At 44.5% G+C, this 21,993-nt stretch carries 15 protein-coding genes; 7 read left to right on the forward strand and 8 right to left on the reverse strand.

The window, feature by feature from the left end:
- Positions 1 to 107: 107 nt before the first annotated feature.
- Entirely contained in the window at positions 108 to 341 is a 234-nt protein-coding gene (locus QUA58_RS02115; RefSeq protein WP_333250113.1) for a hypothetical protein, read from the reverse strand.
- A gap of 222 nt (positions 342 to 563) precedes the next feature.
- Between QUA58_RS02115 and QUA58_RS02120 the strand changes: the two genes are divergently transcribed.
- Complete coding sequence (locus QUA58_RS02120) at positions 564 to 785, forward strand: helix-turn-helix domain-containing protein (protein ID WP_332984474.1); 222 nt, start codon at positions 564 to 566, stop codon at positions 783 to 785.
- A gap of 45 nt (positions 786 to 830) precedes the next feature.
- On the opposite strand, the gene lipB is transcribed toward QUA58_RS02120, so the two are convergent.
- Positions 831 to 1,508: a lipoyl(octanoyl) transferase LipB gene (gene lipB, locus QUA58_RS02125; protein WP_333250115.1), complete on the reverse strand. Its 678-nt coding sequence runs from the start codon at positions 1,506 to 1,508 to the stop codon at positions 831 to 833.
- A gap of 149 nt (positions 1,509 to 1,657) precedes the next feature.
- Here lipB and hpf point away from each other — a divergent pair, with 149 nt between their 5' ends.
- Positions 1,658 to 2,287 (forward strand): ribosome hibernation-promoting factor, HPF/YfiA family, encoded by a 630-nt coding sequence (gene hpf / locus QUA58_RS02130; RefSeq protein ID WP_333392849.1) that lies wholly within the window; start codon positions 1,658 to 1,660, stop codon positions 2,285 to 2,287.
- Positions 2,288 to 2,421: 134 nt separating this feature from the next.
- Here hpf and QUA58_RS02135 read toward each other — a convergent pair whose 3' ends face one another.
- The 5 genes from QUA58_RS02135 to QUA58_RS02155 form a co-directional block, all read right to left on the reverse strand.
- The gene (locus tag QUA58_RS02135) at positions 2,422 to 2,880 is read right to left on the reverse strand and encodes a peroxiredoxin (RefSeq protein WP_333250119.1); all 459 of its coding nucleotides are present in this window, start codon (positions 2,878 to 2,880) and stop codon (positions 2,422 to 2,424) included.
- 73 nt (positions 2,881 to 2,953) lie between these two features.
- Positions 2,954 to 6,619, reverse strand: a complete 3,666-nt coding sequence (locus tag QUA58_RS02140) for a helicase (protein WP_333392850.1) — start codon at positions 6,617 to 6,619, stop codon at positions 2,954 to 2,956.
- Complete coding sequence (locus QUA58_RS02145) at positions 6,619 to 9,645, reverse strand: hypothetical protein (RefSeq protein WP_333392852.1); 3,027 nt, start codon at positions 9,643 to 9,645, stop codon at positions 6,619 to 6,621. The genes QUA58_RS02140 and QUA58_RS02145 overlap by 1 nt, the downstream gene beginning before the upstream one ends.
- A 13-nt stretch (positions 9,646 to 9,658) precedes the next feature.
- Complete coding sequence (locus QUA58_RS02150) at positions 9,659 to 9,928, reverse strand: YciI family protein (RefSeq protein WP_333392853.1); 270 nt, start codon at positions 9,926 to 9,928, stop codon at positions 9,659 to 9,661.
- 34 nt (positions 9,929 to 9,962) lie between these two features.
- Positions 9,963 to 10,388, reverse strand: coding sequence for a DUF29 family protein (locus QUA58_RS02155; protein ID WP_333392854.1), 426 nt, complete (start codon positions 10,386 to 10,388; stop codon positions 9,963 to 9,965).
- A gap of 177 nt (positions 10,389 to 10,565) precedes the next feature.
- Here QUA58_RS02155 and QUA58_RS02160 point away from each other — a divergent pair, with 177 nt between their 5' ends.
- Complete coding sequence (locus QUA58_RS02160; RefSeq protein ID WP_333392856.1) at positions 10,566 to 11,138, forward strand: Uma2 family endonuclease; 573 nt, start codon at positions 10,566 to 10,568, stop codon at positions 11,136 to 11,138.
- 247 nt (positions 11,139 to 11,385) lie between these two features.
- On the opposite strand, the gene pheT is transcribed toward QUA58_RS02160, so the two are convergent.
- Positions 11,386 to 13,830, reverse strand: coding sequence for a phenylalanine--tRNA ligase subunit beta (gene pheT, locus QUA58_RS02165; RefSeq protein WP_333392858.1), 2,445 nt, complete (start codon positions 13,828 to 13,830; stop codon positions 11,386 to 11,388).
- Positions 13,831 to 14,364: 534 nt separating this feature from the next.
- Between pheT and QUA58_RS02170 the strand changes: the two genes are divergently transcribed.
- The 4 genes from QUA58_RS02170 to QUA58_RS02185 all read left to right on the forward strand — a co-directional run bounded on the left by QUA58_RS02170 (position 14,365) and on the right by QUA58_RS02185 (position 21,898).
- Entirely contained in the window at positions 14,365 to 15,996 is a 1,632-nt protein-coding gene (locus QUA58_RS02170; protein ID WP_333392860.1) for a serine/threonine-protein kinase, read from the forward strand.
- A 169-nt stretch (positions 15,997 to 16,165) separates the two neighbouring features.
- Entirely contained in the window at positions 16,166 to 19,237 is a 3,072-nt protein-coding gene (locus QUA58_RS02175) for an MASE1 domain-containing protein (protein ID WP_333250132.1), read from the forward strand.
- Positions 19,238 to 19,262: 25 nt separating this feature from the next.
- Positions 19,263 to 21,071 (forward strand): PAS domain-containing sensor histidine kinase, encoded by a 1,809-nt coding sequence (locus QUA58_RS02180; protein ID WP_333392861.1) that lies wholly within the window; start codon positions 19,263 to 19,265, stop codon positions 21,069 to 21,071.
- Positions 21,072 to 21,385: 314 nt separating this feature from the next.
- Complete coding sequence (locus tag QUA58_RS02185) at positions 21,386 to 21,898, forward strand: hypothetical protein (protein WP_333250136.1); 513 nt, start codon at positions 21,386 to 21,388, stop codon at positions 21,896 to 21,898.
- The last annotated feature ends 95 nt before the right edge of the window (positions 21,899 to 21,993 follow it).

The raw sequence follows: 21,993 nt of genomic DNA on the forward strand, positions 1-21,993 counted from the left end.
CCTTAGTCTGGAGTTTTTAGGTGATTGGATGGGGAATTAAGCCTAATGTTTTTGATGATTTAAGAGCGATCGCACTTTGCTCAATAAAGGGCGATCGCCCTTAAAGATTATTCTTTCCAGTAACGGGTTAAAATCCGCATTACTTCACCTGCGATCGGCGATGGTAGAGGCGGGCTCCATTCCCCAACTTCTGCAAAACCTAAAACGTGCAGCAGATTAACGATACTTTCTACCGCTTTGGGAATCCCGCAAATCAACAATCGGATCGGTTGCTTTCCGGTGGGTGCGTCGGGAATTTCTTCGCGCAGGAGTTCGGGAACTGACTTTGGCTGTGATATCATGAGTTTTAACTAAACAATAGTCGGATAGCGATCGCCCTTAAGTTTTCCACGCTCGGGGGGCGATCGCTTTTCCGTTTGTACATCCTCAGCATAGTTCATTCGCTGCTGCAAATCAAGCGATACGACAAAGAATATTGCCGATACGGCAAAACAAGTGTTAGTGAAGGTTGCAGGATGTTAACATCACCTTGCAAAGTCCTGGCTAGTAGTTGAGCACCCGCAGTGATCCGTTGGAAATTGGCAGTTGTGATGGCCGATCGCAATATCAGCAATAAAGAATTGGCGGCTAGAGTTGGGATGCACCCAACATCTGTTTCTAAAATCAAAACCCGCCGCCGGCTGACAAGAATTGATGAAACAACTCTTGATGCTTTGTGCAAAGCACTAAACTGCCAACCGGGAGATTTAATGGTGTATGAAGAGGAAAATTCCGATCGCACTTAAAAAACTGACTGCGATCGTTAGTAGTAAGGTTGACAGCGACGCACCCTACAGATTCGATCGCACAATTTCCACTGCAAAAACGCGAGCAAACTCAGCGACAAGGATCGATCGCACTCGATCGACCTCAATTCCCGGTATAAATTGCTCCAAACTGCCAACCGGTCGATCGGAAATCCCGCAAGGTACAATTTGCCCAAAACCTGCTAGATCCGGGCAAACATTTAAGGCAAAACCGTGCATCGTAATCCAGCGGCTGACTTTAATGCCGATCGCCCCCACCTTGGTGCCATTCACCCAAACCCCAGTCATTCCCGGAACCCGCGAACCCTTCAGCCCGCAAACTTCCAACACTCCCAGCAGCACTTCCTCCAACTGCCGCAAATACCAGTGCAAATCCTGCTGATGACGGCGCAAATTTAAAATTGGATAGCCCACCAACTGGCCTGGACAATGGTAAGTCACCTCACCACCGCGCTCAACTCGGTGCAATTCTGGCTGAGTTTCGGTGTCAAATTTCAGAAATTCCAACTTTGATCCCAGCCCCAAAGTGTAAACCGGCGGATGTTCCAGCAAAATCAGCACATCAGGCAAATCAGGATTCTCGCGGCGTTCTTGCACCAGTTTTTGCTGGATTTCCCAAGCTTGGGAGTAAGGCACTTGTCCCCAATCGAAGAGTAAGCAGGGTTGTGCATTTAGGTTTTGAGGGATAATAGGGGAAAGCATGAAAAAAATCAATAGTGTTTTTACGGAATATTGGTGCAGTTTAAATCAAGAATTGTCAACATATAAAAAAAATTGAAAGAAAAGTGTTTTGTTGAATACATAATGCTATTGTATAAACTATACCCAAGTTACAGAAGGGAGGGAGCTCTATGAAGCTTGTTATCCAGGGTAAAAATATAGAAATCACCGATGCGATTCGCGAGTACGTCAACGAAAAGATTGAAAAGGCGGTTAGCCATTTTCAAACTTTGACTACTGAAGTGGACATTCATCTATCGGTGGCTCGTAACCCCAGGATCAATCCTAAGCAGACTGCTGAGGTGACAATTTATGCTAACGGTAGCGTGATTCGGGCTGAAGAAAGCACGGAAAGCCTTTATGCCAGCATAGATTTGGTTGCCGACAAGATAGCTCGTCAACTGCGGAAATTTAAGGAAAAACGCCACGACAACAAAATCCAGAATAGTCCCAAAACAATTGCGGTAGTTGATGAACATCCTGTAGCAGCGGATTTGATTGGCGATCGAACTCCCGAACTTCCTGCTGAGGTGGTGAGGACTAAGTATTTTGCGATGCCTCCAATGACTGTGCAAGAAGCCTTGGAACAATTGCAGATTATCGATCACGATTTCTATATGTTCCGTAATGCGGAAACAGACGAAATAAACGTACTCTACGAACGCAAGACTCACGGTGGCTATGGAGTGATCCAACCGCGCAACGGCAACGGCAACGGTAATAGCAAACATGGCAAAACTGCTGAAAGCGCTGCACATTAAAAATCTAGTGTTGGGAAAAGCTAGATAATTTCTAATTGTTAATGGCTGCAAGTCGTTAGCAAAAAAGGACTAAAGTCCTCACTACGAACGAAAGGTTTGTAGTAAGGACTTTAGTCCTTTCTTGGTTTTTCCACCTAACTTTTAATAGCTTCCAAAGTCTTCAGCGCCTCCGAAACGTGAGCCTTAAAATCCAACATCGAGTCAAAAATATGCTTGACAACCCCTTGTTTGTCAATGACATAAGTCACTCTACCGGGCATAATCCACATAGTAGCTGGAACGCCGTATAATTGCCGAACTTTATTACCAGTATCGCTCAATAGTGTAAATGGTAACTGATATTTTGACGCAAATTTCTCGTGGGATTGTTGCGAATCATCGCTAATCCCAATTACTTCTGCACCGGCGTCTTTGAAAACTTCGTAACTATCCCGAAAAGCGCAAGCTTCCGCTGTGCATCCCGGTGTATCGTCTTTGGGGTAAAAATAGACAATGACATTTTTTTGACCACGAAAGTCCTTGAGGCTAACTGATGCGCCAGTTTGCGACGTTAAGGTAAAATCCGGTGCCGTATCTCCTACTTTGACTGCCATATTTGTTTAACCCTGTTTGCTGGAAATTTTCATTTTTGTTATTGTACAATTTTTTATGGAAAACCGGGCGGTTTCAACCGCCGTCTTGCTTCGACAAAATCAAATTGAGTACGTTCAACTCATTAGAACTCAAAAGGTATTTATCGGTAAACATCTTTTCCCGACTTTGCTCTAAACTGTAGCTTCTAAACACGATAAACGGGAATTCGTGGTACTTATGCCCGATCGGCATTACACTGTCTATCGGATAGGTCGATCGCACGTAAGCCGACAAAATATCCCGAAACCTCCTGTCTTCCGGTTCCTCCAGCTTCGTCTGTGCAAAATACTCCTGCATCTCCTCGCCGCTGACAAAAGCAAACAAAGGTATAGCATAATAGCGATCGAACTGCTGACTCTGCTGCTGGAAATACTGAGTTTTCTCGATTTCGCCGTTGAGAAACTGCAAAAGCTCGATCGCGCCACCCCGAATAGCCGATTTTACATTCTCAGGAGAGGATTTACTATTTGCGATCGTCTCCATTTTTTTCAGCAACTGATTCTCCAAACATTTCTTAATTTCCCGATTCAGCCGCATCTGATAGTTTTCCTTCAAATTTTTATCAGCCAAAGGAACTAATAACAAACTCCCCAAAACATGACCAACCTCTAGCTGATCGTAACCCAGCAAACCCTCAAGAGGATTGCACATCTGCAAAAACTTCCGATTAAAATTCTCCCGCATTTCCAAGTAAGATTTTCCCTTTCCACGAGACTCCTCAGATTTTGGCAAAACCTCATACTCCCCGCGACTCAAAAGCTCCTCCAGCCCCTCATAAACCTCCTTAAAATACACATTTTGGGGGCGACTGCGATGTTCGCTTTTCAACGCTTTAATCAAACTCGCTATTTTGCTGCTAAAAGTATCGCCCCCAGCAGAAATCGACTTCCCGCCAATCGGAATCATCAAAAACTTTTCCCTACCCAAATATCCATATCCCACAATCCGCGTCATCACCGCAGTCTTGAGAATTAGCAGCAAATTCAACAAACTCAACTTGCTTTCCTGTAGCGAAAGTTCCGCATCATCAGCATAGTAAACCGCCGTATCAGACAAGTAAAAAACCAACTCCTTAGCTTCACCATCCAGCGTATTACCATCATCATCTTCCCCGCGCCCCCGATAAATAACTTGAATCACCTCCATCAGATTTTTCTCAATCTGAAAGCGGGGAATATCTACTAAAATATGCTTAGTTTTCGGGAAAGACAAGCCGCGACTTCCCGATGCAGTCATGAAGATTACTTTAACTGTGTTTTTGCACTTATGTATTTGCTCTTTTTCCTCTTCCGAAATATTCGCGTGGACTTCCAGATAATCGAGAAACGGATCGAATCTGTCGCGACTAGATCGAATTCTCACAATTAATTCAGTCAATCTTCGCTTATCCTGAATGTAGACGATAATTTGTTCTACACCAGGGATTGCTAACCGCTGATTGATATCTTCAATTATTTGAGACTGTACCCGTTTAACTAAATCATTCTTTGGATTTAAGGAAATATCTTCAGTGAATTTGACACATTCTACAAATACTTTGTAAGTTATATCTAAACTGCTAGCGGGATAGGAATTAGTATTGATTGCTTTAGCAGCTAACCGTTTGAATTCAAAAGGAGTAATCTGTAGTGGCGGGATTTCCTCTGAATTTTTCGGTAATTTTTTGAAATATATTTTATCCGGTTCCGGTGAGGTATCATTTAGGTGTTGTTTAATCACATCCGGGTCAACAATCGAAGCATCTGCTACAATAATTTTAGTATTAAAACCGTGCCGCGCATCCGCCAATTCATATTCTTTGACAATTTGAGTAATTTCTGACAAAAACTCGACACCGCCATCATCTCCCGTGACTTCATCTATCATGATGAATAAGTGTTTGATGCGACTCGATATTTCCTGCATTTTAGCAGGTATCACATTTCCTGTACGTTTGTTGAAAACATCTTGAAATATCTTGACAAAATGTTTGAGGGTGTTTTCTCCGTTTGCTGTAACTTTCAAAGATTGGATAGAAACCGTAGCGACAATATTATTAGAAATTTGACGGTTGATCAGGGTATAAATTGCATCGCAAGTGCTGTTTAGCACTCCCATAGTTTTGACGCTTGCGGGTTGAAGTACGGTTTCACCTCTTCTTTCAATTTGCCGCTGGTGATATTCTCTTCTCTGATTTTCGGCATTGTCTTTGAAAAAATGAACCGTTTTTTCTGTGAAATCTCCATCGCGGCTATTTGAGGCGTACTTGACGGTACGTCGTCCCCCATTGCTGGCAATAATATCGGAGTTTGTGTTAATACAGAATAGGCTATTGTCGCACAGCAAACCTGTTTTTTTATCTTTGAATTTCTCGATGATATCTAAGTTAACTTGCTTGCGGGGACTGACGTAAAAAAATAGGAAACCGTCGTTAATATGTGCTTTCAGGAAATTGGCGGTCGCAGTTGTTTTCCCAATTCCCGGATTCCCAGTTAAAAAAACATATGTTTCCTCAGATTGCAGTGATTTTACAATCAATTCAGCATGAGCGTCTCTCAAATGCAATCCGCGAGAAATTTGCAAATCATCTGCCAGTTTATCTGATATAATATCGATCGAATTAGCAAAACCATCAATCCGCTCAGTATGAGGTATAAGGCTAGCCTCTTTCCCGATTCCTAACAGAGAATCGACAAACTTTCTGCCTTCTTTAAAACTGCGAGTCGCGTTGATTTGAATAACTCTTAAAACCTTGCTGCGAGCAGTGTTAATATCTTTATATGTGTCTTTCTTTTTGTAGATTTGCGAACAAGTGGACAAAATATTAATTTGGTCTTGACGCAGCGAAATAGCATTAACACTGCGATCGCTATAACCGACTACATTAAACAATACATTAGCTTGGCTAGATACAATTTCTGTTTCTTGCAAAAATCCATAGAAACTGTGAGCGTAGCTACCCGCTTGAATTAACTTACTGGTTTCCTTATCCTGATAGTTAAAAGCTTTAAAATACTCTTGCAACTCCTCCGAAAAATCAATTCCTAAAATGCTGGTATCAATTCCCAGGTTAGAAAAAACACTTTTCGATCGCAAATAGCTAATTTCTCTCACTAGCAGTTTCCGGACCACCTCAAATTCATGCAAATCGGGAAGCTCAGCAGCAGCGGGAGAAAACACAGATAAATCAACACACAAAATTCTAAAATTCTTGCCTTTCTGTAGCAGCAAAAGCGTATCCGCCCACAGAAATTTACCCGTTTTTGAGTAGCGATTGATGTACAAATTAATATCGGCAGTTGACAGACTGGGTTTGACAGCTTTTAGTTGCAGTAAAACTTCTTTAAAACCTTCTTTATCTTCTTTTTGATAGGTTCCAATACTGTTAGTATTAGCAAAACTGCACTGACAGTATAAAATTTTCCAATGCTGCGGTTTTGGGCCAATCGCTTTGAGGTACTCCCGGAAAAAATTCAAGCCGCCTAGAAAACCTTTGTGGATATAAAACACGCTCCATTTTTCTACTATTTTAATGTTCAAACTGCTTGGGATGTTGTGCGACTTGATAATTTCGGCTATCATCTTTGAAAGCTCAAGCTGCTGCAAATCCAGGCGGTAGGAGTCGCCGAAATTGTGAGGAATTTTTTGCTGCTGAATTCCCGCCAGAATCCCGATATTAAATCCAACTTCAAAGAGTCTGCCAAAGTTTGCTGCTATCATTATGTTCGACCTTTATCTGCTACATTTAACACTTCTCTTACCTTGTTCAAAAATGCCAGCGAGTTAAAATTCGCACGACCACCCGCGTGACTGAATTCAGATAAAGCTCCAACAGAATTATCGCCAATAATGCGATCGAATGGATCGAGCTTTAAACTAATCTGCTGGCGAGCTTCGTACTTGGAAAAGTGAAATATTGTCAAATAGTGCAGCAAAGTATCTTTAATTTCACCGTCATAAATCAAACCTTGACGAATATTTTGATCGTCAAGAATTCCTTCGTAAATATTCAACAGCGTCGAATAGGAAATCACCCCGTAGTAAAAGTTTTTTCCCCCTTGCTCTACCTTAATCCCGTTAAACAAATTGAAAAACATAGCCGCTTGCTTGCTCCTATCTGCAAATAAGCTGGCAAGCTCCGCTGTATCTTGAATATAAAAAGATTCTCCCCGATGCTTTTGGGGACTGTAGACATAGTATTTATCAAAAAATACCGGATAAATTCTAATATCTTGTCGTTCTCCTTTCAAGGTGCGGATGATGTCTTTCGACATAAAAAACAATTTCTCATCTTCATCATTTTGAGTAATGTGCAGCGTGCTCATGTAAGGTGCTTGCGAGATATACACAAAATTTCGATATCCTCGATTGTAAAGTTGGCTGACAATATCTTCGAGAATTGACGGCTGAGTATAAAGATGCTCAAGGCTGTAGTTTTCTGAGAAAGTTTTCAGCAATCCCACTTGAATAGTCCCGTCTTCATAGCGCCTAATTCCGGTAACTTCGCCTAGCAAACAGGCTTTTCTCGATGCGCGATTATCGCCCCTGCCTTTTCTCGCGTCGCTGTCTCTTGTAGATACTGCAATAATTGCTAAATTATCCAATTCTGGAGATAGCTGTAGGTCGTTAAATCGAAACTTTTTAGGAAGTATTGAATACAGCGAACTCAAACCGTTTCTGATTTTAAAAGCGCTCAAAGTGCCCCTGATGCGGAATCCCTGGGAATTTGTGCGGTGCTTTTCGCTCAAAATGTGAGACAATGTTTTGGAAAGATGCCGCATAAACTTTTCCGAAGGGAAAGGATGATCGTGGTCGCCTTCGTGAATTCTCACCATCGGCACAAATGTATTATTTGGTAAGTTTTGCAACAAGATTCGCAAGCAAATATACGACAGTAGCAAAACTGCAAACTTGTAAATAAAAGCTGCTTCCTTTTGTAAACCTCCTTTGCTGTCTAAGCGTCGGTATTCGTAGGGAAATACAACTAATTTACCCTTAAAATTTTCATTTAAAATTTCTTGAGAACGCTTGGCATTGGGAACCCAAAGTATAGGCAAAGCCTGGATATCTTTGATGTTGTATTCCATGCTGAAACTTTGGAATTCATCGGTTGAAAAATAGCGGACATCTTCAATGATAATATTGACTGGCAATTGACAGATAGCTTCTGGGTTGACATTCGGCTGTCCCACGGAAATATACTGAAGCGTTTCCTTGGGATTGCGTTGTACTACTTTTTTGAAAAAATCCCCCGTCGTCAAGGTATTATTTATTTTTCTGAGGATGCCTGTTTCAATCAATATGTGTCGCGCTTCTGCACGGGGCTGCAAAATAGTTTTTGCTTTAATGAAGTCTTTTAAGAAGTTTTTAAGAGTGTTAATTTTTGTCTCGATATTAAATTTCTCAAATCCTTTAATAAAATTGCGAAATAGCTCTTTTTTCGCATCTTCGTTAGATTCATTGAGTATGGGAAATACCTTGCGATCGAAATTGGCGATCGGATCGTAATCAAGTTCAGATTCTGCGTTATAATTGGGATCTAGCGGATTGCTGTTAGAAGCAAATACAAAATAGTATAAAAATGCTATTTTTAGTACCTTGCGAAAGAAAGTTTCGTGGTAGGCAGGTTCCTCTAATGCGGCTAAGTGTTCTGGGCTGTCAGGATTTAGTAGGCTGAGATTGTAGTCAAATAGGCTATTAGCGCCGTGGGATGGAACTGGGTTGCCAAACTTGAGTTTTAAGCCAAATACAAATTGGCGATCGCCTTCATAAGTATCAGTCGTTTCTCCCAGATTACCTGCTATAATCGGAATAATGGGCAGCGCATCCAAAGCTTCCGATCGCGAAAACATATCTTTATAATTAACCTCAATTCCCTGATAATTAACCAGGTAATCTCCCTCACCTTTATTCTCGGTGTCCTTGATATACTTTTCTATCAACCGCAAACGCCGGATTAAATCTTCCAAATAAATGCAGCCGCGAGTATCTGCTTTATCCGGGCTGATATTAGCTAAAATATACTCCAAATAAGTAATTTTAGCTTCTTTCTTGAGTTGTCCCAGAGTTTCCTTATCGACAACTCGAACCAACCGATGAAAATCAGAATTTTTATCTGTCACCATTTCCTCAAGCAGGCGATTCAGTGCTTCCTTGTCATCGTCAGTTTCAGCTTTTTCATCAATATAATTTTCTAAACCCTTTTGTAACTCTTCTTCAAAAATATCTGCATTTCGGACAGAAACCGTCACCTTGTGAAACTTCAGCAGCGAATCGCTGCCAGTGCCCAAGGGTTCCAAAGTCAGCTTTTTTTTCTGTAAATTATGATGTTTTTTGTCGAAATCGTATTTGAGGCCTAACTGACTTCCGCTGCCTTTAAGAGACTCTAGAGGACTGGTTAAACTAGCTGCAAATTTTTCAACTGCAACATTTTGTCCTAAAATTAATTCTAAGTTTTGCTGCAAACATTCTTTGATCTGCCTGACTTTGCTGGGAAAACTCGCCTCAACTTCCTGCAGAAAATTGACCGTAGCAGAATGTGCTTCACGTTCAGAAGAACCCAAGGGTGGCCGTACTTCCTTTTGGGCAACATCCGCAGCAATCGTGTCAATATCAATTAACAAGCGACGGCGGTCTTCTGATACGTTAAACGGGTTCTTTACCTGCAAAGTTTCTAAAATCTTGTCCAGCAAGTCGCCATAATCTACTGGAACCAGTTCGTCGTCGCCTAGTCTTAAGATATTCACCCTGTTAACTCCTTTAAAACGCTTGAATCCACTCTTTAATGTCGTATTCTGTCCAAACCTGATTTACCCAATAGGGATCGGTTTCAACTAATTCTCGCACTTGGGCTTCGTCTGCGGCTTCGTAAATCGCAAAAACTTTAGTTAAGTCTTTGGTGGGGCCGATGGTAATCAATACACCGGATTCTTTTTGCTTGGCAAGTCCGGCTAGGTGCGCGTCTCGAAATGGTGCGCGTTTTTCGAGAACGTCTGGGCAGTAACTTCCCCACATCACATATTTAGTCATATCTGTCAACCTCTCAAAAAATCTAAATTTCAGGTTATTTATCTAAAATCAACCCGATCGCCATTTTCATAATATCATCTCGGTTCACCATCTTGGCAATTTCTTCGACATCATAAATTCCTTCAAAAGCCTCTAAAGCCGCCGACTTCAACCCAGATTCATAGGCATCCTCCAAAGTCTCGACTAATTCCTCTTCCGTGAGATAAGTGCCTTTCGCTTTATGTCGCTTGTTAGTGCGTTGAATTTGCTTAACCGCATTAAAAATCGAAGTTTCCCAAGACTTAGTAGTACGGTTTTCAGCAACTTTTTTAATCAGATGCAGTAGCAGAATAATCCCATAACTAAAAATTTTATTAAGTTTATCGGACTTACTCATTTCTTCCAATTCTTCCACCAACACTAGAGCCTCCGCAACCTTACCTCGGTGTAGCAACTCCTTCAACTCCATTAATTCTTCCATAAGTTTGACATTATCGCTATTTAAATTATTAGTCCCACGGGGCCCAGAAACCGGGTTTTTTACCAAAAGACCTTGTTATAACCCGCGATTCGACTAAAAACCCGGTTTCTTCAGTCGGAGTACGGGACTGATTATAACTTATACTATAATATTACTAAATTCATAGAGGAGCAAGCTATGACTTTATTAGACATTCGGCTGTTGACGGTTCAAGAATATGACCTGATGACGGAAATTGGTATTCTTGATGAAGATGAACGGGTGGAATTACTGGCAGGGCAGATAGTAAAAATTGCAGCTAAAAGCATAGCACATGGTGCAACAATTAAATGTACAGTAGAACTACTGCAAAATCGTTTAGGTAGCTTGGTATTAATGAGCATACAAGATCCTGTTCGGCTCAATGATTACTCTGAACCTGAACCGGATATTGCTCTACTTGTCCGAGATCCACGTTACTATGCAGCCCGTCTTCCAACTGCTGCTGATATTTATCTGATTGTCGAAGTTGCAGATAGCAGCCTGAAAACGGATTGCGGGATTAAAGCGACCATTTATGCTCAGTCTGGAATTGCTGATTATTGGGTTTTGGATGTGAATAATCAGCAACTTCATCTTTTTAGAGAACCGAGTCAGGATGGTTATCTGAGTCGGGTGATTCTTGGTTATGATGCGAGTATTTCTCCTTTGCAATTTCCTGATATTTCTTTTTGTGTGTCAGAGATGTTGTGGCAGTTAAATGATGATTAAATTGTGCCGTAATCTAAGACTCGCTTGGCCACAGAAACCGGGTTTCTATGAATATATTGGTTGGGTGGCGGGAAATGTTGGAAGAAACCCGGTTTCTCAGTATTTGGAGTGAATTTAGGACTAGCTTGGCCGCAGAAACCGGGTTTCTATGAATATATTGGTTGGGTGGCGGGAAATGTTGGAAGAAACCGGGTTTCTCGGTTTTTACGTGTGAGTTAGGGGAAGGTGCGCAGTGCGCACCCTACGGTTAGCTTCTGAGGCTGACTCCGAATTTTTCGACTAGGATGTCGCGGACTTTTTGTTGGGCTGGTTCGACATCGGTTTCGCTTAATGTTCGATCGCCCGATCGATAAATCAACCGAAATGCTAAACTACGTTGTCCCGCCGGTACATTGTCGCCGCGATACTCGTCGAACAATTCCACCGAAGAAAGCAAACTACCAGCCGCCTTCTTCATCGCACTTTGCATCTCCACAACCGGAACCTCCATCGGTGCAAAAAATGCAATATCCCTGTCGGAAGCGGGGAAACTCGAATAACCCGCGAATTTGCGAGTCGCGTTCTGCGATCGCCCTAACTCATCCAACAACACCGCTAAATCTAATTGAAACACATAAACCTGCTCAGGCAAACCCTTTTCCTGCTGCAATTGCGGGTGTAACTGTCCGAAAACTCCTAACTGTTTCCCGTTTAACGATAGGGCGGCTGTGCGCCCCGGATGCAAGCGCCCATTAGACGAATCGCTTGCATATTCCACCGCCAAACCCAAGCCCTGAAACACGCTTTCTAGGACACCTTTAGCCTCAAACCAAGTCAAAGGTCGATCGCGCCCGCCCTGTTGCCATTTCCACGCCGTCGGGTCGCCGCCAATAATCCCCGCAACGGCATCTGACTCTTTCATTACATCCCCATCTTTCCCGAAAATGCGGCCCACCTCAAAACCGTTAAGCGCGCCGTTTCCCTGCTCCAAATTGTACCCAAAAGCATCAATCAAACCCGACAGCATCTCAGTCCGCAAAGCTGAATACTCAACAAACAGCGGATTAGCCAGCACAACCTGATTTTCTCCCTCAGTTTTCACCAAAGAATAGTGCATCAACTCCGTCAAACCGGCCGCCCGAAAAGCCGATCGCACATTCCGCACTTGCGCGTATTCTAGAGATAAATAACCAGGTTCCGTTTTGCTGGGTAAAGTATCGCAGAAATTGTCGTAACCGTGAAGTCTGGCCACTTCTTCAATTAAATCAATTTCCCTTTCTAAATCGCGGTAGCGGTAAGCAGGAACAGTTATCGCAAAAACCCGTGCTTTTTCACTCGCAACAACTTCGCATCCCAAGGCTGTGAGGATATTTTTCACCTCTTCCGGTTCCAAATATTGACAACCGCCCGTTTCTCCTCTTTTTAACTGCCCTAAAACCTGATTAATTCGATCCAGACGCAATTCAATCGTCCGCGAAAAACTCAAATCTTCCCCCGAACTAGCCGTTTTCTGCACCGTCGCAGCACCGCCAGCCAACTGCAAAATCAGGGCAACAGCGCGATCGCACGCCGTCGTCAAAGCCGCCTGATTCACCCCCCGTTCGTAGCGGATCGATGCCTCGCTGCGGAGGCCTTGAGCGCGGGCAGAACGCCTAATTGTTGCTTGGTCAAAAATCGCTGCTTCCAAGACCAAATTTTGAGTTCCTTCGTGAACTTCCGTATCTTCCCCGCCCATTACCCCAGCCAAGGCTACGGGTTTATCGCTAGCAGTAATTAACAAATTTTGCGGTTGCAAATTGCGGTTTTGTCCGTCCAATGTTTTGAAGGATTCCCCGGTTTGGGCAAAGCGCACGCCGATGCTGACATCGGAATTACCTGTGAAAGATTGTAGCCGATCGCGATCGAAAGCGTGCAGCGGTTGTCCCCATTCCAATAAAATGTAATTAGTTACATCAACCACATTATTAATCGGCCGCACACCCGCCGCCTGCAACCGTTGCTGCAACCAAGCTGGAGACGGTGCGATTTTCACACCTTCAATTTCCGTACCGATGTAAATTGGGCAGGCTTGCAGTTCCGATATTTCTACTCCTAAACCGGCGCTTTTTTTGTCCTCAATTGCAACACCACCGGCGGCGGGAATTCTCAAACTCGCCCCAGTCAGTGCCGCCACTTCCCGCGCCACGCCCACCATACTCAAAGCATCTGCACGGTTAGCAGTTGCTGTTAAGTCTAAAATTACATCATCCAAACCCAAAAGCGGGCGAATATCGCTGCCCAATTCGGGATTTTCTAGCTCAAAAATGTGAATTCCGGCAGATTCTTTAGACAAGCCTAATTCGGCGAGGGAACAAATCATGCCTTCGGAAGGAACGCCGCGCAATTTAGCAGGTTTAATTTTTAAATCAATTGTTGATAAAAAAGTGCCGACAACGGCGACGGGCACGTAAATATCTGCCCTAGCGTTTGGTGCGCCGCAAACAATATTCAAGGCTTCTGGTTTGCCGACATCGACTTGACAAACTCTCAATTTGTCGGCGTTGGGATGCTGTTCGCAGGCGACTATTTTGCCCAATACTACGCCGTCGGCCCAAGTACGGCGGTCTTCAATTTCTTCGACTTCAAACCCGGCCATTGTCAGGGTTTCGGCTAATTCTTCTGGGGATATTGTCACATCGACCAATTCCCGCAGCCAGTTTAGAGAAATACGCATAATGAGAGTCAGTAGTTAGTTGTCAGTGCTCTGTAGTTATTAGTCAAAAGTCGGCGCCGACGGGCTACGACTTTTGAGTCCCAGAATTTATTCGGGAAAGCTTTTCATAGCATACTAATTAAAATTTGTCAAGACTGTTATGGTACACATCAGCAAAAATTAGGGATCTGCCCAAAGGTCGATGGCTACTGGGGGATGAGTAGCATTCTCATTCAGAGAATGAGGTATGCTAGATACATCTAACAACGCAAAAAGCACTTAAGTTTAGAAAGACTTTACACAAAAAAGCACAACTTTAGCAAGTCTTTAAACTATTTTCAAGGATAATCAACCGAAAAAACTCACAGCAGCGAGATAATCAAAATAGGGAAAAGATATCTGCCTAAAAGACTTAGGTGCAATTCCAATTCGCAATCGAAGGCACGGCTTGCCGAAAACTGATAGATTAGTATGTCTACCAGAAGCAGGAACAGGCTATTTGTGCAGTCGAGCGACGCTGACAAGATCAGAACAACATAGGCAAACTCAATCAATATGAGCTACTGCGTAAATCCGGGCTGTCCCCATCCTCAAAATCCTGCTGACTCTATTCTTCAGTGTCAGACTTGCGGTGCGCGGTTATTGCTGCGCGCTCGCTACCGAGTTATTGAACCGTTAGGACAAGGAGGTTTTGGAGCTACATTTCTGGCAAAAGACATCTCGTTGCCCGGTCAACCGACTTGCGTGGTTAAGCAATTGCGACCCAGTAGTTCGTCGCCGCGAGTTTTAGAAATGGCGCGGGAATTATTTAAGCGAGAGGCAAAAACCCTCGGCCAACTGGGCGACCACCCGCAAGTACCGAGGCTGCTAGACTATTTTGAAACCGAACAGCAATTTTACTTAGTTCAAGAGTATGTTAAAGGCTCGACTTTGAAACAAGAAGTCAAGCACTCAGGCCGTTTCAACGAATCCGACGTTAAAAATTTTCTATTAGAAATTCTGCCAGTAGTGCAATATATCCACAGCCAAGGAGTAATTCACAGAGACATCAAACCCGCCAATATTATTCGCCGAGTTCAAGACAGCCACTTAGTTCTGATTGACTTCGGAGCGGTAAAAGACCAAGTTAGCCAAACCCTATTATTAGACCCCGCCGACCAAGGCGCCAACACGAAATTTTCAGTCGGCACATTTAGTTTCGCTCCCCCGGAACAAATGGCGCTGCGGCCGATATTTGCCAGCGACATCTACGCCTTGGGCATGACTTGCTTGTACTTGCTGACAGGAAAATCGCCCAAGGATTTAGATTTTGATGGAGTAACAGGCGAAATTGTTTGGCAGCCACACGTTCAGGTGAGTCCAAATTTTGCGCGGATTCTCCATAAAATGCTGAAGCCGATGGTTGGTCACCGCTTCCAATCGGCAGCAGATGTCCTCAGAGCTCTCTCTGGCGAATTTGAAGACCCAAGTCTTGTCGATGGCTTGGCAACTCAATTCAACGGCTCTTCTCGTACTGTTGAAGAACCGACAATATTTAATGACGAGGGTTCTTCGTGGTCACCGCCGAGGAGCAAAAGTAATCAAGATTTACGATCGAACCACACCCGCGCTGGTAGAACTTCCTTCAGCCAATCTGGGAACACGGGGATGCAGCCCAGAGTTTCCCGTACTCTGGCTGAGTCCGGCAGAACTTTCGGAACCGTTGGACCTTCTAGCGACAATTTAGCAGCGTCAAAGCTATCGAAAGTTGCTCCTAAGTGGGACACCAACAGCTTGCGATCGGCATATTTTAAAGGCAAGCGCGATTTTGCTGACTGCGAACTGTCGGGTTTGCAACTGCAAAAAGTGCAGTTAGCGGGAAGTAATTTTTATCAGGCTAGGTTGGTGAAGGCAAATTTGCAAGCAGCGGATTTGTCGGGGGCGAATTTGGGTCACGCGAGGTTAATTCAGGCGAATTTGCGAGATGCTAATTTGACTGAGGCTTATTGCAGCACTGCCAATTTTGAAGGCGCGGATTTCCGAGGTGCTGATTTGACGGGGGCTTATTTGACTAAGGCGAATTTGCGGGGAGCAAATTTGTGCGGGGCGAATCTTACGAACGCTACAGTTTCTGAGGAACAATTGGCAATGGCAAAGACCAATTGGCTGACTGTTAAGCCGGATGGTAAGCGGAGTTTTGGATTTTAAGCAGTAAGTAGTAAGTAGTCAGTAGTAAGTAGTCAGTTGTCAGTAGGCAGTTGTCAGTAGGCAGTTGTCAACAGTCAACAGTCAACAGTCAACAGTCAACTCCCCCAGTCAGGTGATTCGTCAGGAGGAAGCCCGATCGCCCCAAAGCCGCCTAAATTAAAAACTAGGAATGGAGGATTCGATCGCACTAAACATGAAATTGCTCAACCCCCGCACTCGAATGCTTCTGTACACCGGCATCCTGGCCCTGGCCTACTTTGTTACCGGAAAACTCGCAGCGTCGATGCTGGGACTGGTGAAAGCCGAACCCTCCCCCGTGTGGCCGCCAGCCGGTATTGCTCTAACGGCACTGCTACTGCAAGGGCGACGGATGTGGCCGGGAATTGCCCTCGGTTCGGTGCTGTTAAACTCTACCGCCGGTATACCGTCGGCTGTCATTGCCACATCGGCCTTTAGCGTCACCCTGCAAGCGCTGGCTGGAGAGGCTTTGCTGACTTGGAGCGGATTTTCTACCAAACTCGATCGACTGCGAGATGTTCTGGCTTTGGTAGCGGGCGCTGTCATCGGGTCTACTTTCCTCGGCTCTATCCTCGGCAACTTGGGTACGTGCATTTTTGGTTGGGCTCAGTGGAGCAATTTCCCTCGGAACTGGTGGACTACGTGGCTCGGAGACGGCATGGGAATTTTGATTGTGACGCCAGTGCTGCTGACTTTAAAGCACGCCGTTAATAATTTTAAATCTCCACTAAAAAAACCTATTATTTCATCTTTTATCACATTTTTTAACAGAGAGAATAATCAACTACCAATTACTAATCGCAGCCACACATTTTCTGCAACTGAAAACCGTTATAATCTATTATTTTTAATTATTAATTATTCAGAAATAGCGCTGTGGCTGACTCTCTTGCTGAGCGTGAGCTGGCTGTTTTTTTGCTCAAAAACACAAGCGGCGATCGCTCAGTATCCGCTGGAGTATCTGCCTTTTCCTCTGATAGTTTGGGCTGCCCTGCGGTTTCAATCGGCGGGAGCGATTTTTGCTTATTCGATCGTGTCTTACATCGCGATTTGGGGAGCAGTGCAGGGAGGCGGCCCGTTTTTGGCCAAAAGCGATAATCTCAAACAGGCGGTTTTATTTTTACAAGCTTTTACCGGTACGATCGCCCTTGTGGCTCTGATGTTGGCTGCCACCGTAGCAGAACGCCAGCAAGCACTGGTGGAGGTGCGCCGCACGGCCGCCATGCTGCGCGATCGCGAAGCTAGTTTAGCCAACGCTCAGCGCATCGCTCAGTTGGGAAATTGGGATTTAAATTGCGCCGCCCTCACAGCCACTGACAACTCCGAAGAATCCGCAGAACATCATATATCCAATATCGAATTGCGGTGGTCAAACGAACTTTACCGCCTCTTGGGTTTTGCTCCGGGAACTGTCAAACCGACACCAGAAGTTTTTTTGCAAGCCGTACATCCAGAAGACCGAGAATTGGTGGCGCGATCGCAGTCTCAAGCTATGTTTGAGCGCAAACCTTATTGCATTGATTACCGGATCGTGCTTCCAGACGGCGGAGTGCGTACTGTCTGCGAACAGTCGGCAATTAACTCAAACGTCATTTCCGCCACAGTGCAAGACGTTACCGAACGCCACAGCGCGGAAGTGGCTTTGCGAGCGTCCTCCGATCGCGATCGCTTGCTCTCAGAAATCGCCCTGCGAATTCGCAACTCCCTCGACCTCGAAGAAATTCTCAATACTACTGTTGCCGAAGTCCGGAAATTTTTCAAGGCCGATCGCGCTTTCATCGGTATTGTGGACGCGGACGGGGTAAATCTTCCTAGCCCGGTGTACGGTAAAATTGTCGCTGAGTCTGTCGGTGTCCAATACCGTTCTATTTTGGGGTTGGTGCTCACTGACGAGAATCACCTCGAAGCGCAGAAAACTTTTTATGCTAACAACCGCGTCCGAATTGTCTCCGATGCTGCTACGGTGCAAGGGGCCGATCGAGTTGTCGAATTATACAGCGACTATCAAATTCGGGCGACGTTAAATGTGCCGATCGTCCTGGGGGATGAATTGTTCGGGATCTTGGCCGTCAACCAGTGCTCTGGGCCCCGCCAGTGGCAGGAATTTGAAATTGATTTATTGGAAAAACTCGCTACCCAAGTGGCGATCGCTCTCCAGCAAGCCCAACTTTTGCAGCAGGTAAAAGCTCTCAACGCCAACTTGGAATCTCAAGTGGAGGAACGCACCCGCCAACTACAGCAAAAAATGCACGAACTGCAAGAAAGCAACTGCCTGAAAGACCTATTTTTGCACGCAGTTTCTCACAATCTCCGCACTCCAGTTATGGGAATGTTAATACTGCTGAAAAATTTGCTCAACAAATCGGCCTCTGACTCTCTACAGGATGTTCCGGTTTCTCGATCGATTTTGCAGCGGATTGTTCAAGCCAGCGAACACCAGTTGACTATGGTTAATGCCCTACTCGAAGCTCACGCTAGCGAGGTCAAAGGTATTGTTCTCAATACTTTACCGCTGCATTTGCCGTCTTTAGCTTCAGCCATTGTTGCCGATTTAGAACCGATGTTGGCAAAAAATCAAGCAACTTTAACTCAGGAAATACCAGTGGATTTGCTACAAGTCAAGGCCGACAGCAAACACTTGCAGCGGGTGCTAGAAAATCTGTTGACTAATGCTATTAAACACAATCCTCCGGGAGTCAATATCACTTTTAAAGCCGAGGTAATTGCAGTTGAAACAGCGCTAAGTTATGAAGAAAATTCACAGGTTTTAACATCGCCCAATAATCCGCTTGGCCGCTGTATCGCTAACCGGATATCTACTGCGGGCGATCGTCCTAGGATAGGCGAAACCACCCAGAAAAATCAGGAAACCCTGGCCAAATTTAACCTCGACGGCAGTTGCAAAATGCCCCGCTATCAGGGTCAAATTGGCAATATCGGCAGCAAATTGCCCGGATTCACCGTAAAAATGGTTCGCTGTACTGTAACAGATAATGGAGTGGGAATCAGCGCCAAACAGCAGGAATCTCTATTTGAACTTTACGTTCACGACCCTAATAGCCGACAATTAACAGGGCTGGGTTTGGGCTTGTACCTCTCCAAGCAAATTATCAAAGCTCACGGCGGCGAAATCGGCGTCGAAAGCACTCCCGGCGGTGGTTCGACTTTCTGGTTTTCGCTACCTGCTGTTAACTCGGACGATCGATCTTTGTCAATTCTTTAATCTAAAATCTAAAATCTAAAATGTTATGAGCTATTTGGGCAATGCAAAATCAGTTCAGGCGTTAACGGTTTATGAGGTGTGGCGCGATCGCTTCCTCCGAGATCGGCTGCGCCCTGCTGTCGGAATTGCCATCTTTTTTGCCTTCACAATAACTGTCTATTTTCTGGGCGAAAGATTCTTCGCTCGCCAGGAGTTTAAAAGTGTTTATTTGTACACGAGCGCTGCTGTAGAATTGGGTTTATTGACCTGTTTTGTGTTGCAAAAAACCTCCTTTGGACAGCGCTATCCCGGTTTACTATTTTTGGGTTTTTCGTGGTCGCTGACGGTAGTTGTACAGGTTGGGCTAGCTGTCGCACAAGCCGGGGAATTACCAATTTTTACCTGGATTTTAGCGTTTCTGATCCAAGCTACGCTGATGCCCGTCCGCTGGCGTCTGCACCTGATTTCTCAACTCGGCGTTTTGTGTTGCCACGTCGGGATAAATTTGGTTTTAAATCTAAGTTTTGCTAAGTATACTCCTTTTAAGTTGACCGGGTTGTACTTATATTTGTTTTGGATTTGTTTGATTTGCGATTTGTCGGTTTATTGGTACGAATGTCTGCAACGGAAAGAGTTTAGTACCAGGCGTGAGTTGGAATCTGCTTACCAGCAGTTGGAGGTGGCGGAGGCGAAGTACCGCAGCATTTTTGAGAATGCCGGCGAGGGAATTTTTCAAAGCACTCCCGATGGTCGTTATATTACTGCAAATCCAGCTTTGGCGCGGATTTACGGCTGCGATTCCCCGGAAGAAGTGACGGCAAAGTTTACTGATATTGAGCGGCAGTTGTATGTCGATCCGTCTCGCAGAAATGAGTTTTTGCGATCGATCGAGGAAAGCGGCACAGTATCGGATTTTGAATCTAAAATTTACCGCTCAGACGGCAGTATTGTCTGGATTTCTGAGAAGGCGCGGGCGGTACGGGACAGCACTGGCTCCCTGCTTTATTATGAGGGTTTAATTGAGGATATCACGCAGCGCAAACAGGCACAAGAATCGCTGCGGCTGTTTATCCACGCTCTTTCTCACGACTTGCGAAACCCGGTGGCTGGAATGTTAATGGTGCTAAAAAATTGGCAGACGAAACCTGGGGATTCGATCGCAATTCCCCGTTCTATTTTGGAGCGGATGATTCAAGGTAGCGAGCAGCAATTGCGCTTGATAAATTCGCTGTTGGAAGTCCACGCCGGGGAATTGCGTGGTTTGGTTTTGCACTGCGAATCGGTTAATTTGAGGGCTGTAGTTGAAGCTGCTGCGACCGATTTGGAGCCTTTAATGAATGAGGGTAAAGCTACTTTTAAAAATTTGGTGCCGGATGATTTGCCAGCCGTGAATGCTGACAAAACTCAGTTGTGGCGTGTGTTCTCTAATTTAATTGCTAATGCTTTGAAACACAATCTGCCGGAACTAAATTTAACAGTTTCGGCTCAAGTAATCAAGGCGGGTAAATTAATTATAAATCAAAGGACAGCAAAACAAAACATCGACAAATTACCGATTGCCAATCCACAATCTCCCATTACCAATCCCCAATCCCCAATCCCCAATCCCGGAAGTAGGATGATTTACTGTACCGTCGAAGATGACGGGGCGGGAATATTGCCGGAACAGTGCGAACATCTTTTTGACCTTTACGTTAGGGGTGATCAATCCCGACACTCGGTTGGTTTGGGTTTGGGCCTCTATCTTTGTCGGCAAATTATTGGCGCTCATGGCGGCCAAATTGGGGTAATTAGCACTCCCGGTGCTGGGGCAAGTTTTTGGTTTACTTTGCCGCTGGCTGAGAATTTTAGGTGATTTTTTTGTATTTTAAATTACATTTAATCTAGCAATCGTGCCAGATATTTAGAACGTTATTCATTGCTGAAACCCATGCGAAATATGCTTCTTTCTTCTGCCTGCGGCTATTCTTTTGTTGTGCTGTCGCAGGTGCTGTTTGAGTGGTTCAAGCCAAATCAGTCGATCGGACTATTTTGATCGGACTATTGATATTAATTTAAAACCGTGCTATAGTGACCTGAATGTTTTTAAGGAAAAATAAATTTCAGATATTCAGATTTTCTTTAAAAACATAATTTAATCTAGAAAATCTCTAAAACTAGATAAAAAATATGCAATTTATGTTTATCGAGCAAAGCTCAGAAAATACAGCTAAAGACGATGCAGCTAAGTACGACTCAGCTAAATATAACGAGCGGTCGTTCTCAACTTTAATTCGGGCGCTGCGTCTTTCCCAAGGTTACTTTTCTTTCGTTTTAGTTAACTGCAACTCGCTGGCTTTGCGGCAGCAAATAGTCGATCGGCTGCAAGCAAATTGTCCCGTGCAACCGCGGCAACTGTTTTTGCCGAAATCGGCGACAACTCTCTACACGACAATCGCAGCAGAAATAGACGGCGAAAAGCCTCCAGCTTTAATGCTCCTCGGTTTGGAATCAGTGGAGGCGATCGATCGATTGCTCGTTTCTACCAACCTATTATGCAGCGAATTCAGCAAAACATTTTCGTTTCCCCTCGTCTTTTGGGTGACGGATGAGCTCCTGAGAAAAATCATTCGCACCGCCCCGGATTTATACAATCGGATGACGACAATTAGATTCATCAGTCAGTTGACAGTTGACAGTTGACAGTTGACAGTAGTCAGTCATTAGTTAGTCAACTGCGATCGAGGGTTAGCACGTTCTTAATTGATGAAACCATTAATTTTCTTCCTTCTTCCTTC

The organism is Microcoleus sp. N9_A1, assembly GCF_036701795.1.
Classification (GTDB): Bacteria; Cyanobacteriota; Cyanobacteriia; order Cyanobacteriales; family Microcoleaceae; genus Microcoleus.